The sequence below is a fragment of the Nostoc sp. DedQUE12b genome, from assembly GCF_034530835.1.
GTDB lineage: Bacteria > Cyanobacteriota > Cyanobacteriia > Cyanobacteriales > Nostocaceae > Nostoc.
In genome coordinates this window covers 1-13,478 of sequence record NZ_JAVRCI010000024.1, presented here as the reverse complement: position 1 = coordinate 13,478, position 13,478 = coordinate 1, and the positions used below count along the sequence as shown (strand labels likewise).

General features: G+C 40.0%; 10 protein-coding genes. 9 read left to right on the top strand and 1 reads right to left on the bottom strand.

Annotated elements, in window-relative coordinates:
- Positions 1 to 510 precede the first annotated feature (510 nt).
- The 4 genes from RMY16_RS14375 to RMY16_RS14365 all read left to right on the top strand — a co-directional run bounded on the left by RMY16_RS14375 (position 511) and on the right by RMY16_RS14365 (position 6,012).
- On the top strand, positions 511 to 3,678 hold the full coding sequence (locus tag RMY16_RS14375; protein ID WP_322736908.1) for a plasmid replication protein, CyRepA1 family: 3,168 nt from the start codon (positions 511 to 513) through the stop codon (positions 3,676 to 3,678).
- Between the two features lie 89 nt (positions 3,679 to 3,767).
- Complete coding sequence (locus tag RMY16_RS33035) at positions 3,768 to 3,944, top strand: DUF6888 family protein (RefSeq protein ID WP_416211671.1); 177 nt, start codon at positions 3,768 to 3,770, stop codon at positions 3,942 to 3,944.
- Positions 3,941 to 4,132, top strand: a complete 192-nt coding sequence (locus RMY16_RS14370; RefSeq protein WP_322709461.1) for a DUF6887 family protein — start codon at positions 3,941 to 3,943, stop codon at positions 4,130 to 4,132. The genes RMY16_RS33035 and RMY16_RS14370 overlap by 4 nt, the downstream gene beginning before the upstream one ends.
- A gap of 62 nt (positions 4,133 to 4,194) precedes the next feature.
- Positions 4,195 to 6,012, top strand: a complete 1,818-nt coding sequence (locus RMY16_RS14365; protein WP_322687981.1) for a tetratricopeptide repeat protein — start codon at positions 4,195 to 4,197, stop codon at positions 6,010 to 6,012.
- Between the two features lie 304 nt (positions 6,013 to 6,316).
- Here the strand turns inward: RMY16_RS14365 and RMY16_RS14360 are convergent, their stop codons facing one another.
- The gene (locus RMY16_RS14360) at positions 6,317 to 7,528 is read right to left on the bottom strand and encodes an FAD-dependent oxidoreductase (RefSeq protein WP_322736907.1); all 1,212 of its coding nucleotides are present in this window, start codon (positions 7,526 to 7,528) and stop codon (positions 6,317 to 6,319) included.
- 278 nt (positions 7,529 to 7,806) lie between these two features.
- On the opposite strand from RMY16_RS14360, the gene RMY16_RS14355 reads away from it, so the two are divergent.
- From RMY16_RS14355 to RMY16_RS14335, 5 genes are all read left to right on the top strand, one after another.
- Positions 7,807 to 8,517 (top strand): pentapeptide repeat-containing protein, encoded by a 711-nt coding sequence (locus tag RMY16_RS14355; protein WP_322736906.1) that lies wholly within the window; start codon positions 7,807 to 7,809, stop codon positions 8,515 to 8,517.
- 269 nt (positions 8,518 to 8,786) lie between these two features.
- The gene (locus tag RMY16_RS14350; protein ID WP_322736905.1) at positions 8,787 to 10,262 is read left to right on the top strand and encodes a pentapeptide repeat-containing protein; all 1,476 of its coding nucleotides are present in this window, start codon (positions 8,787 to 8,789) and stop codon (positions 10,260 to 10,262) included.
- A 301-nt stretch (positions 10,263 to 10,563) separates the two neighbouring features.
- Positions 10,564 to 10,803 (top strand): hypothetical protein, encoded by a 240-nt coding sequence (locus RMY16_RS14345; RefSeq protein WP_100900700.1) that lies wholly within the window; start codon positions 10,564 to 10,566, stop codon positions 10,801 to 10,803.
- Positions 10,791 to 11,234: a type II toxin-antitoxin system VapC family toxin gene (locus RMY16_RS14340; RefSeq protein ID WP_322736904.1), complete on the top strand. Its 444-nt coding sequence runs from the start codon at positions 10,791 to 10,793 to the stop codon at positions 11,232 to 11,234. Before RMY16_RS14345 ends, RMY16_RS14340 begins: the two co-directional genes overlap by 13 nt.
- 318 nt (positions 11,235 to 11,552) lie before the next feature.
- Positions 11,553 to 12,857 (top strand): P-loop NTPase fold protein, encoded by a 1,305-nt coding sequence (locus RMY16_RS14335; protein ID WP_322736903.1) that lies wholly within the window; start codon positions 11,553 to 11,555, stop codon positions 12,855 to 12,857.
- Positions 12,858 to 13,478: the final 621 nt, after the last annotated feature.

The following is a 13,478-nucleotide window of genomic DNA, read 5'->3' as shown; positions in this document are numbered from 1 at the left end:
TTATTTTACCTCCAATCAGCTTAAGAAGTTACCGTGCTACTGGAGTAAAAGTTTTACGTTGAGGTATCTGTATTAGCTGCGATCGCAAAGAAAAATTAATACTCAAGACTATCTCAAACCTTTGGAGCGGAGTTTAAGGGTTATGTAGAGTGAGCGTTTTGTATTTATTCATTCAGAGAGGTTACGGGCGTGGTATGGAGTCGATGCTCAGTGTAAAGCTTTTGCTGAAGTATATGAAGATATTACCTCATAGCGATGTCATGTAGCGATCGCATTCCTTAACGCAGAAATTTACTGATAAATAAAAATTAAAAGCGAACAAATATCACAATACAAAATTATTACTTCGGGGATCTAATAGGCAGAATAACCCACTACAGCTTTAACCGATGTGTCTCCGGCAACGAAGTAAAAAAAGCATTATAAAAGCCTCGCAATCTCGCGTATTAAAAAAAAGCAGATGCATGTTACTGTTTTAATCTCATTGTCTTAACTTTCGAGCCTTTCCCTATGCATCTGCACTATTTACACCCCCAACACCTTGAAGAATTAGTCAAGAGTAGTGGTATAGACTTACACTTAGTGCAGCTGAATTTTAGGTCGCTCCAAGGTGTAACTGCTTATGAGTACCTGTTGATTTCTGAGCTACTCCCCCGCACCAATACCGGAATGGTGAAAAGTAGTTGGTTGCAGCGTTACGCTCACATCACAGAAGGTGGTTGGTGGTGTTCGGGACTAGACCCTCTAAATAATTGGCAAATGATGGAATGGGGATGCTTTAAGCCAAACCAACCCCGACAAAATCACAATGGCAAGTCCATCAAGTACGAGCATCCTCCCAGCACACCAACGCGGGTGTTTTGTTTGCGGGTAACGTTGCAAGTGTGGCAGCAAGTCGCTGGGCGTTACAATTTGGTCATGCCTAATAATATCACCATTACTCCTGATGGGGAGGCTGGGGGCTTTTGGCAATGGGTAATGCAACAGAACATCCCCCTCATCATCTGCGAAGGTGTAAAAAAAGCAGCCACATTGTTGACGCAAGGATATGTAGCCATTGCTATTCCCGGAATTACCAGTGGTTATCGGGTTGTGAAAGATGAATTTGGTAAAGTTACCCGTCGTCAGCTAATTCCCGATTTAGCCGCGTTTGCAATTACAAAGCGCAGCTTTTACATTTGTTTTGATTTTGAAACTCAACCCAAGACAATTGCTGCTGTAAATAATGCTATTTCTCAACTTGGCTGTTTATTTCAGCAAAAAAATTGCCCTGTAAAAGTCATCGAACTTCCGGGTATAGAAAAAGGGGTTGATGAGTTTATTGTTGCTAAGGGTGCAAATAGTTTTGAGAAAGTTTATCGCCAAAGTGTTGATTTAGAAATTTATCTTGCTCAAACCAAACCCCACACCGAGTTAAGCATTCCTGCGGCACTTACCTTCAACCGTCCTTATATAGATGAAATACCTTTTCCCACCTCTGGATTAGTAGGAGTCAAATCAGCGAAAGGAACGGGGAAAACTACGGCATTGCAAGGCGTTGTTCAACAAGCAAAAAGTCGAAACCAACCTGTTTTGTTAATTACTCACAGAATCCTACTTGGACGATTCTTGTGTGAAAAAATTGGTATTCAATGGGGAACACATAAAGAAGATGGTGAGAAAAAGATTAATAAAACACTTACCCCTGCTCCTCCCATACTGCGCTCTCTATTCCCTCAGCAATCTTTCGGCTTGTGCGTTGATTCAATTTGGAAACTTAACCCAGAACATTGGCGGGGAGCAATAGTAATTTTAGATGAAGTAGAGCAATCTTTATGGCATCTGTTAAACAGTAATACTTGTAAGCATAAACGGGTAAAAATATTAAAGTTATTCCAGCAACTCATTGCAACAGTTTTAACAAGTGGGGGGTTAGTAATTGCTCAAGATGCTGATTTATCAGATGTTTCACTTGAATATTTACAGGGATTGGCAGGAATTAAATTAACACCTTGGGTAGTTCTCAATCAGTGGAAGCCTCAGCAAGGTTGGGACATAACTTTTTATGATTCACCGAATCCAACACCGCTAATTCACCAACTAGAATTGGATTTACTTGCTGGACGTAAATGTTATGTTACTACCGATAGTCGGGCTGGGCGTTATAGTTGTGAAACAATTGAACGTTATTTGAAAGAAAGGCTACAAAAATTACGGCGACAATTTCCTAAAACTCTGGTGGTTAGTAGTCACACAACAAATACACCTGGTCACGCAGCAGTTGATTTTATTGCAGCAATCAATCAAAAAATATCTGAATATGACGGCGTTTTTGTTACCCCTAGTCTTGGTACAGGAATTAGTATTGATGTCCAACATTTCGATCGTGTTTATGGCATTTTTCAAGGGGTAATTCCTGACTCGGAAGCAAGACAAGCGTTAGCAAGAGTCAGGGATGATGTACCGCGTGTTGTCTGGTGTGCTAAACGAGGTATTGGTTTAATTGGTAGTGGGAGTACAAATTATCGCTTGTTATCTGATTGGTATCAAGAAAATCAAAAAGAAAACTTAGCTTTGCTGAGTCCCCTACATAAAATAGATGTGGATTTACCCTTAGTTTATGACCCGATTCATTTGCGAACTTGGGCGAAGTTATCTGCAAGGGTAAATGCTTCTATTCGCCTCTATAGACAATCGATGCAAGATGGTTTGATTGCTGATGGGCATCAAATTCAGGTGCGGAGTAATGCGGTTCACAATAATATTATTCGAGATTTACGCCTAGCCTTTTTAGCAACCGATGCCGATGATTTAGTTACCCGCAAAAGGTTAATTTTAGAAATTGTTAAAGTTCAAAAAGATTGGGCACAAAGTCGTCAAAAGGCTAAAGAAATTAAACGTAAAATTAAAGATATTAAGCAGCAAAATCAACTATCGGTAGCAACTGCTGTCGCTAATGCTAAAGATATCGATTATGTAGAATATGAGCAGATGTTAGTTAAGTATTCTCTAACGGATGGAGAACGCAACCAAATTAACAAATATATTCTTAGACAAAGATATGGTGTAGAAATTACTCCTTGGCTGAAGTTGCAGGATGAACAAGGATACTATCGTCAACTATTAATTCACTATTATTTAACTCACGAGAGCGAGTATTTTCACATTAGAGACGAGCAAGAATGGCATCAGCAATTGTCTTGGGGTGAAGGAAAAGTTTTTCTCCCAGATTTAAAAACTTACACGCTCAAAGTTGAGGCTATGAGAGCTTTAGGGATGCTTCAGTTTATTGAAGAAAAACGAGAGTTTGTTGAAAACGATCCAGATTTGATATTGCTGAAAAATGTCGCGTTTCAACATAATAAGCATATTAAAAGAGCGCTTGGGATTAATTTGGTTGGGGAGAAAGAACAGGTTTCGGCAATAAAAATACTCAGCCGACTATTAAATTTATTGGGGTTGAAGCTGAAGCGAGTCAATGAGGTTTATCAAATTGATTTAAAAACACTATATGATGGCAGAGAGAAAATATTTGCTGTTTGGCATCAACGAGATGAGTTGATGTTGGTTCATGTTAAAAGTGTTGGTTATGAATTGCCTGATTATTCTTCTGATTGGAAGTTTGAAATTATGCAAACGAAGTCTGGAAAGTCTAATCAGATGGTGTCTATGCCTACTCTTCCGTTATCAACGATATAGTAATACCAATTGAGTTATGAGAAAATACGGAACCCCAAAAACTCTAAGATAAATGAGTTGAGTAAATTCTGAATAATAAACAAGGTGAAATGGAGCCAACGCCAGAGCAGTTGAAATCCTTTTATCGAATGTCAGTAAGGATGACCAATTTGCTGCGACCAATAAATCTGGTGCGAATGGACGAAAGGACAAAACGCATAGTAATGTTGGTTGGAGAGACAATAGAGATAGAGATTTATCCTAACGGGGAGGTGGTTACAAAATGACACAGCCCAATTTTGCAAATATGACGGATGCTGAATTACGAGCTTATGTATTGCAAAACCCTGAAAAGACTGAAGCTTTTCATGCGTATGTTGACCGTTTGCACGCGGCTAATCCAAATCCAAGACTAATGTCGATTGAAGAGGCTGAAGCTGAATTGGAAAGGAGAGTTAATCAAGGTCAAAAATAGTAAGTAAATTAAGAGTGCTGGGTGAAAATCTAGCGCTCTTTATAAAGCCAAAAAATTATTATATGAATGCGGAAGATTTTTTTAACCAAGGATTAAACCAAAATTTGCAAGGTGACTATCAAGCAGCGATCGCAGCTTACACCCAAGCAATCAAGTTAAATCCTGACTATGCCGAAGCTTACCATAATCGAGGGCTGATTTTAAGTGGTCTCAAAGATTATCGCACTGCGATCGCTAACTTTAATCGCGCCATCGAAATTAATCCTAGTTTTGCCACAGCCTATTATAACCGCGCTAATGCTCGTTACTTTTTAGCCGATTATGAAGGAGCGATCGCAGATCATAACGTAGCATTACAAATCGATCCCAATCTAGCGCAATCTTACCACAGCCGGGGGAATGCCTACTTTGCTTTGGAAAACTACGACAAAGCGATCGCAGACTATATCCAAACAATCGAAATGAGTACCCAATTAGCTGATAATATCAATATTGATATTGCTAACGCTTATCATAATCGCGGCGTAACTCGTTTTGAACGTGGCGATCATCAAGGAGCAATCGCAGATTTTCAGCAAGCTTTACAATGGCATCCCCATTTTGCCGCAGCTTACAGCAATCGCGGTAACATCCACCATATTTTAGGCAATTATCAAGAAGCGATCGCTGACCATAACCAGGCATTACAATTAGATCCTAATTTGGCAGAGGCTTATCATAACCGAGGTAATGCTCACTACGCTTTAGCAGATTATCAAAGTGCGATCGCAGATTACAACCGCGCCCTAAAAATCAATCCCAACTTTGCCGGAGCATATTATAATCGAGGTCTTGTGCTTGCTCACCTCAAAAACTATCAGGAAGCAATTGAAGACTTTAACCAAGCATTAAAGCTGAATCCTGATGATGTGCAAGCCTATTGTGAGCGTGGTCTGGTTCGTAGTACTCTTGAGGATTATGAGGGTGCGATCGCAGATTACGATCGAGCTTTACAAGAAAACCCGACTCTCGCTTTAGTATATGGCTTTCGCGCTAATGCTCGTCGGCGATTAGGAGATTATCAAGGTGCAATTGAAGATAGCAATCGCCTATTACAACTCAATCCTAATTTAGCAGAAGGATATTGTGATCGCGCGGCGGCTCGTCGTTCTATAGGAGATTATAAAGGTGCAATTAAAGATTACGATCGAGCATTGCAAATTAATGATAACTTAGCCGCAGCTTATTATGGTCGGAGTATTGCTCGTGAAGCCCTGCAAGATTTACAGGGTGCAATTGATGATAACACTCAAGCCATAGAGCTTGTTCCTGATTTTTCTCAAGCGTATTGCAATCGGGGAAATGCTCGTCGTCTTTTAGGAGATGAACAAGGAGCGATCGCAGATTATAACCAAGCATTAAAAATTAATCCTGATTTAATTGAAGCATATTACAACCGAGGTTCCACCCATTATGCTTTAGAAGCTTATGAAAGTGCGATCGCAGATTACACCCAAGCTTTGCAAATAAATCCCCAATCAGCTGCATTTTACAGCGATCGCGCTAATGCTCGCTATGCCCTAGAAGATTATCAAGGGGCAATAGAAGATTACAGTCGAGCGATCGCGATCGACCCCAGCTTTGCCGAAGACTGGTACAATCGAGGTCGTAGCCGTTCTTTGTTGGGAGACTTACCAGGAGCGCTTGCAGACTTAAACCAAGCCTTACAGCGTCAACCTAATTGGGCTTCAGCTTACATCCTTCGGGCAGATGTCTACCGGAATTTGGGAGACTCTCAGGGAGCAATTAAAGATTTTCAGAAATCCGCAGACTTATATTACCAAGAAGGGAATATTCAGTATTACCAACAAATTATTGAGCTAATTGAACAGCTTAGATGAGGGGATTTGTCATTTGTCATTTGTCATTAGACTTCTTGCAAAAGTAGGGAAAAGGGTAAGGGGGAAAGGGGAAAGGAACAATAAAAAACCTTTTCCCTTTAACCTTTCCCTTTTTCCCACAAGAGTGCAAAAATTACTTTTGCAAGAGACTCCATGAGCTACGCTCACAAGGAACAATGAAAATGATCTTGGAACGATTTTGCGTTGTTTCAGCCTCTATTTTCAAGGCAGGTCTATTGGAAAGAGGCAGAGGGGAAAGAGGTAATTTTATTCTCCCTCCAGTCCCCTGCTTCTTCCCCACTTTCTACTCCTTTGTTTCTTCAAAGCGAAAGCGTTCCATGAAGCGACGGTCAATCCAATCTTTGTAATGCCACAAGAGTTTGTGGGGTGGTAAAGTAAAAGTGCCTCGTGTTGCGATCGCTCGTTTGTCTCCTGTACCAATTAAACTCAAATATTGTTTTTGTGGCTTATAAGGTTTGAGCGACTTATCTAATAAAATTCGCTGCAAATTCTCAAACAAAGGTTTGCCTTGTCTGACAGCAAATACCCCAGCTTTTGGACGTGGATGATTTACCATCGTGGCAATGTCACCAGATGCAAATACCTGCGGGTGCGTTTGAGATTGCAACGTATCTTCTACCAAAATAAAACCTTGCTCATCAGTTCCTAGTCCAGCGTTCTTTAACCATTCGGGTGCTGATGCTTGTGTTACCCAGAAAATCTTGTTGCACTCCACTGTCAAACCAGATTCACATTTAATTTCAAATACTTCTTTAGCTTCATTATGGGCTTTAGGTGCAATTTTACACACAGATTCTCCCAGATGTAACTTAATCCCTTGGTCAGTTAAAATTTGCTGAAGTTGATGCCGCACTGATTGATGATAATTGGGCATCAGTTCTTGTCCGCGCTGGAATAAATGAATTTCTATGTTTTGAATAGATTGTCGATCATCCAAAATCCGATGTAAACGAGATTGCATCGATAGCGCTAATTCTACACCGCCAGCGCCACCACCGACGATCGCAATCCTAATTGGTTCTTGAGGATTTTTACCTACGGTTTCAATTAGTTCATACCAATGTTCTAATAACTGCGATACTGGTTTAGCAGCGATCGCATATTCTGCCGCACCTGATACAGACAGTATGGCCGGAGTGCTGCCAATATCAATAGACAGCACATCAAAATCTACCGCAAGTCCGTTATCACAAAGAACTTTGTTATTTTTTAAGTCAAGGGCAACTACTGTGTCAATATACAATTGTACTTGAGCAAAGTTCGCCAAGGGTTGCAAGTCAATATGACATTCATTGTGGCTGTAAAATCCGGCAATATGTCCTGGTAACATCCCAGAGTAGGCTGTCTCTGATGCTGTGGTAATCAGTATCAAACGTACTCCTGTTAACGGTTTGATACCGAACATTTTTATAACAATAGCATGGCTGTGACCGCCACCAATTAATACCAGATTTTTAAGTATTGGTTGTATATTTTGTTGGGTTCTAATAGTCATCTTTAGTTAATGAATGATTATCAATAAATCAGAATTATTATGACGATAGTTAATTGTCCGTGAAGAAGAAAGACTAGTGAATACAACTGATTATTGGGAATGCCAAGAGTAGGTATGCTTATGTTTACTTACTTAGAAGTTATATTTTCCATTTTGTTGATTACATAAAAATATTTCAGGACTAAATATGTATGAAACAATAGCAGACGTAAATAATTTATTCAATAAAAATTAGATATTAAAATTTATTTTCGTTAATTATTAATGTCTTTAATACCATGAAAAACATTTTATCAAAAAGTCACATCCAGCTATCCCAAATGTTCCTGCGGATACCTGTTTCCCAGAAACAAGTTAAACAAAATCAGCATCAGTCGCTAAAACGACGTTTCAGAATAGCAAGCGAACAGCTAGAAAATAACACTCTAGAAATCAGTCTAGCTGTAATTAATGATTTAGAACAAATTGCTTATACCTATCCACAGTACCATTGGACGATCGTAGATATTCTTACTAGTTTTGTACGAAAAAATGCTCCTTATATGCCCCAAGAGGAAGTAACGAGCCACCTGTCAACAAAAATTCGTTTAGATATTCAAGCCGCGCTGACTGTTATTGCTAGAAGAGATGCAAACAAAGATCCAGTAAATGAGCAACTTGATTTGAGCTTCACGGATATCAGAGGAGCAAACTTGAATGGGGCGAATCTACAACAGATAAATCTCTATCAAGCTAATCTAGCTGGGGCTAATCTTAAAGAAGCTAATTTAGCGGGGGCAATACTTAGTGCAGCTAATCTAGAAGGAGCTAATTTATATCTAGCGAACTTAGAAGGAGCAATCCTCAGTGCAGCTAATCTAGAGAAAGCTAACCTTTCTGAAGCTAACCTGCATCGTGCCAGTTTATATCTAGCTAGCTTGCATGGAGCAATTCTCTATAACACCATACTTGATAAAGCAAACCTCAGAGAAACCAAATTCTCTGAGTAATATCATATCCGCTTGATTACTTATTGAAAATTTTTCCCTACTCTTTAGTAGAGACATAACTAATTGCGTCTCTCATGATTCTCTATTTTCAGCGTAATTCGTAATTTTTGTAGCGCAAGCGTTTCTTAATGTGTGACGTAAAATTATATTAGATATAATTCCCTAGTTCAATGAGTGTTTTGACACCTGTTATAAATTTCTGCTAAATGCTATACTATTTTTCCTCAACATCTAAGTAATAATTCTAGGTTGTAAGGAAAATTTTTACCATGTCTTCTAAAAAGACAGACGCTCTTTTGAATTGGTTGATAACTTTAACAGCCATATTTGGCTGCTCGTTGACTGTAATTTTCTTTGCCTTGTCCAATATTAAAGAATTGTCAATTCAAGAAAAAATCCAGTATAGAAACCAAGCTTTAACAACTACTGCAATAGTTTTTCTCGCATCGGCAGCAATGTTTAATACTTATTATGCAGCAAGGCGTGCCCAAGCGATGCAGAAGAGTGCGATCGCATCTGAGAAAAACTTAGAAATTGGCCTGCAAAATGCCAAACTCAATCAAGACAGATTGATTGCAGAACGCTTTATGGGCGCAATTGCCCAGCTTGGCCATGAAAAGGTTGAAACCCGGACAGGCGCAATTTATGCTTTAGAAAGGGTTGCTCAGGATTTTCCTCAAGAACACTGGACAATTATGGAAATTCTCACTGCCTTTGTGCGAGAGAATGCACCCATCCAGCACATAAAAGGCAAGCAACAAAAGCCAGAATATCAAGCAGCAATTTACTCAAGTCGGCGTAGAGGTGGGTCGCGTCCGACACCGCAGGTAGATCAAAATCTCCATGAAGAATTCCCCAAAATACGCACCGATATTCAAGCAGCCCTGACTGTTATCGGCAGGCGTAATTTACTCGAAGACCCAAAAGATCAGAAACTTGATTTACGTAACACCGACATTAGACAAGCAGACCTGCTAAAAACTAACCTGCAACAAGCAGACTTGCGTGGGGCTGACTTGAGTGGGGCTGATTTACGTGGGGCTGACTTGAGTGGATGTGACCTTAGCGGCGCTAAACTCATTAGGTCGATTCTTTATGAAACCAAATTACTAAAAGCTAGTTTATATGGAGCCAACCTTTGTTGGGCTAACCTGAATCGCACTGACCTCTCTGGAGCAAACCTGCGTTCAGCCAACCTGTCTGGTGCAAGTCTGCGGGCTGCTAACTTACAGGGAGCGAATCTTTATAAAGCTAACTTGCAACAAGCGACTTTAAAAGTTGCTAACGTCTCTGGAGCAAAGTTGTTTTTAGCTAACTTGCAAGGAGCAAAATTGGGTAAAGCCAACCTGCACCAAACGGGTTTGATTGGTGCTAACCTCTGTGGAGCGAACTTAAATGGAGCTAACCTTTCTGGAGCTAATTTGAATGCAGCTAAACTCCATCAAACAGAAGTATATTTTGCCAACCTCTCAGAAGCTAGCTTAACAGAAGCTGACCTATATCAGGCTAATCTGATTGGAGCGAACCTTTATAGGGCAACCTTTTATCAAGCTAACCTGACTCAGGCAAACCTCATGGGAGCTAACTTGTCACAAGCTAATCTCAATGATGTCAAATTGGAAGGGACAATTTTGACAGGAGCAAAAAACTTAGAGTTACATCAGATTAGAGAGGCAGTTGGCGATCGCACCACTCGCCTACCTGATTATATCGAAGCACCGGCACATTGGCGGCAATTGGGTTAAGCGATCGCAGCATCATTAGTTATTTAGGCGCATTCTACCAGTTTTATTTAATGCTATAGTTTTTACTAAAAGTCTCCGTAATAATTCTGGAGATTAACCAGATCAAAGTTATGTCTGATAACAACACAGACACACCGAAAAATTTGTTTATAGTTCTAACTTTATTTATTGGATTGTTTATTTATTTAGCGAAAAACAAAAAATAGAAATAGATGAGAGTACTGCTATTCTCTATGAATTGTAGGAGAATATAGAAGAGAACAATCTTGCCTACAGTATTAATCAACGTTGAGAAAAAACCATGCAATCAGCTTTACGTATCACAACCAAAGTTTTACCAGGAAACAAAATAGAAATTGAAATTCCAGAAGCTGAAATAGGCGATAGCGTTGATGTATTTGTGATTTTACCAGAAAAAGCTGAACCCAAACATCGTTCTGTACTGGACATTATAGAAGAAAGCCGTAGGAGACATCCTTCTCGAACTGCTGAGGATATAGACAGACAACTACAAGAAGAACGCTTATCATGGGACAGCTAATACTTCCAACAAATGGCTCTATTTATATAGATACTTCGGTGGCTATTTATACTATTGAAGGCAACCCTGATTATTACTCTCTTCTGCAACAACTATGGTTGAAGTTTTATACAGGAGACATTCAAATCATCAGTAGTGAACTAATATTAATGGAGGTTTTAGTTGTTCCATTACGTAATGGCAATAATTCTTTAGTAGCAGACTATGAAGAACTATTATTATCATCTCAAGTGCAGTTAATTCCTATTAGTCAATCAATACTGCAACAATCTGCTAATCTTCGGGCTACAAGTAACCTCAAAACACCCGATGCTATTCATGCTACAACAGCTTTATCTGTTAATTCTAACCAATTTCTTACCAACGATAAAGGCTTTCGTAATGTTCCTGGTTTACCTGTTGTTATCCTCAGTGAAGTTTTAGCATCTTGAACAATGCCTACCTACGATATAATTCACAATTGCAATTAAAAATTAGTAGACCAAATTAAACTCATTCTTCTGGCGATCGCACAATCATCCTACCGGAAAATCTTCAACCACCTGAACATTGGAAAGCTCAAGTTTCACCCTTAGATACTGAAACTTGAACCTTTGAGCATCATCGTCAAACCTCTAAGCTTCATCGTTGAACCTTTAAGACAAAAATAATCACTAAATCTGAAGAAGTTTTTTCCGAAATAGCGGCTTTATCGTCTGTATAATCACTGAAATGGGCAAGAGCGTTAAGCTGATTTCGGGTAATTTGTAATGAAACTAGATTTAGTCAGGTTTTTTCAAGCTTGCAACCCCAGTAAAACTCTGGTCGTGAGCAAACCGGAGGATAGACAATATTATATTGATTTCTCTAAAGTGCGTGGTGCCAAGATTATTGAAGAACTTGGGCGAACTATCACCCACCTTTCACCTGAGCAGCCTACTTGTCAATTGTTTACCGGACATATCGGTTGTGGCAAATCCACTGAATTACTGCGGCTAAAGGCAGAGTTAGAGCAGCAGGGATTTCATGTGGTTTATTTCGAGTCTAGCCAAAGCCTGGATATGGCTGATATTGATGTTACAGATATTTTATTAGCAGTAGCTCGTGAGGTTAGTCAAAGTCTGGAAGCAATAAAAATTAACCTCAAACCAGGATACTTTAAAAATTTGTTTACGGAAATTTCTGAGTTTTTACAAACGCCGCTAGATATAGGCGTTGAGGCTGAATTATCTGTAGGTATTGCTAAAATTACCGCCAAAACTAAAGATAGTCCCAAACTTCGCTCTCAGTTACGGCAATATTTAGAACCGCGTACCAACGGCATTTTAGAATCAATTAACAAAGAATTGCTCAAGCCTGCTAGAGAAAAACTCAAGCAGCAGCGTAAAAAAGGACTAGTAGTAATTATAGATAATCTCGACAGAGTGGATAATTCTCAAAAACCTTCCGGTCATTATCAGCCAGAATATCTCTTTGTGGAACGGGGCGAACAGTTAAACCAGCTAAATTGTCATGTTGTTTATACCATTCCCTTAGTGTTGATTTTTTCCAACGCTTTAGGAAGGTTAACAAATCGCTTTGGCGTAGACCCCAAGGTTTTGCCGATGGTTCCTGTGGAATTACAAGATGGTTCGCAATTCTCACAGGGAATTGTACTGCTGCAACAAATGGTTATGGCGAGGGCTTTTCCTGGTGTTAGTTGGGAACAAAGCCAGCATTTAATTACTGAGGTTTTTGATAGTCCTGATACTTTAGAGCGACTTTGCCGAGTTAGCGGTGGTCATTTGCGTAACTTGTTGATGTTATTGTTTCGTTGTCTTCAGCAAGAAGACCCACCTTTATCGCGGGAGTGTGTGGATAGGGTGATTAAACAACGCCGCAATGAGCTAACTTTGGCAATTACGCCCGATGAATGGGAATTACTGCGTGAGGTAGCGCAAGAGAAAAATTTAAGAGGTCATGAAAGATACGAACTTTTGCTCCGCAGTATGTTTGTATTTGAATACCGAAATGAAGATGGTTCGTGGTTTGATATCAATCCGATTTTGGCACAAGCCAAAGAATTTAGGTTATAAATCGGCGTATATGAACAATTACCCCCCTTACTCCCCCCTTATAAAGGGCTACGGTGTACACACAAGTCGAATTACCCCCCTCAATCCCCCCTTGCAAAGGGCTACGGTGTACATACAAGTTGAATTACCCCCCTTAGTCCCCCCTTGTAAAGGGGGGAAACAAGAAAAATCCGGTTCCCTCCCCAATACATACGGGGAGGGTTAGGGTGGGGTAATTCGAGAACTGGTAGTAATTCGATAACTTGTGTGTACACCGTAGCTTGCAAAGGGGGAAGCCGGAAATCTAATTCCCTCCCCTTTGCAAGGGGAGGGTTAGGGTGGGGTAAAAACCAGATTCGTAAACGACTCCAGACTTGTGTGTACACCGTAGCTTATAAAGGGGGGAGACCGGAAATCTAGTTCCCTCCCCTTTATAAGGGGAGGGTTAGGGTGGGGTAAAACCTTGGTTAATCAGCTATTTCAGACTTGTGTGTACACCGTAGCCTTAAAGGAAGAGAAAAATAGAAGTGAGGTTTTCCAGATACCGCGATAAGTCAGGTGCGGGAGCTAGATCAGTAAGTGCGGCAGCTAGATCAACAACTGCGGCAGCTAGATCAACAACTGCGGCAGCTAGATCAACAA

Coding starts and splice junctions, on each gene's coding strand:
- RMY16_RS14375 (WP_322736908.1), top strand. CDS start 511: ATGCATCTGCACTATTTACACCCCCAACACCTTGAAGAATTAGTCAAG.
- RMY16_RS33035 (WP_416211671.1), top strand. CDS start 3,768: ATGGAGCCAACGCCAGAGCAGTTGAAATCCTTTTATCGAATGTCAGTA.
- RMY16_RS14370 (WP_322709461.1), top strand. CDS start 3,941: ATGACACAGCCCAATTTTGCAAATATGACGGATGCTGAATTACGAGCT.
- RMY16_RS14365 (WP_322687981.1), top strand. CDS start 4,195: ATGAATGCGGAAGATTTTTTTAACCAAGGATTAAACCAAAATTTGCAA.
- RMY16_RS14360 (WP_322736907.1), bottom strand. CDS start 7,528: ATGACTATTAGAACCCAACAAAATATACAACCAATACTTAAAAATCTG.
- RMY16_RS14355 (WP_322736906.1), top strand. CDS start 7,807: ATGAAAAACATTTTATCAAAAAGTCACATCCAGCTATCCCAAATGTTC.
- RMY16_RS14350 (WP_322736905.1), top strand. CDS start 8,787: ATGTCTTCTAAAAAGACAGACGCTCTTTTGAATTGGTTGATAACTTTA.
- RMY16_RS14345 (WP_100900700.1), top strand. CDS start 10,564: ATGCAATCAGCTTTACGTATCACAACCAAAGTTTTACCAGGAAACAAA.
- RMY16_RS14340 (WP_322736904.1), top strand. CDS start 10,791: ATGGGACAGCTAATACTTCCAACAAATGGCTCTATTTATATAGATACT.
- RMY16_RS14335 (WP_322736903.1), top strand. CDS start 11,553: ATGAAACTAGATTTAGTCAGGTTTTTTCAAGCTTGCAACCCCAGTAAA.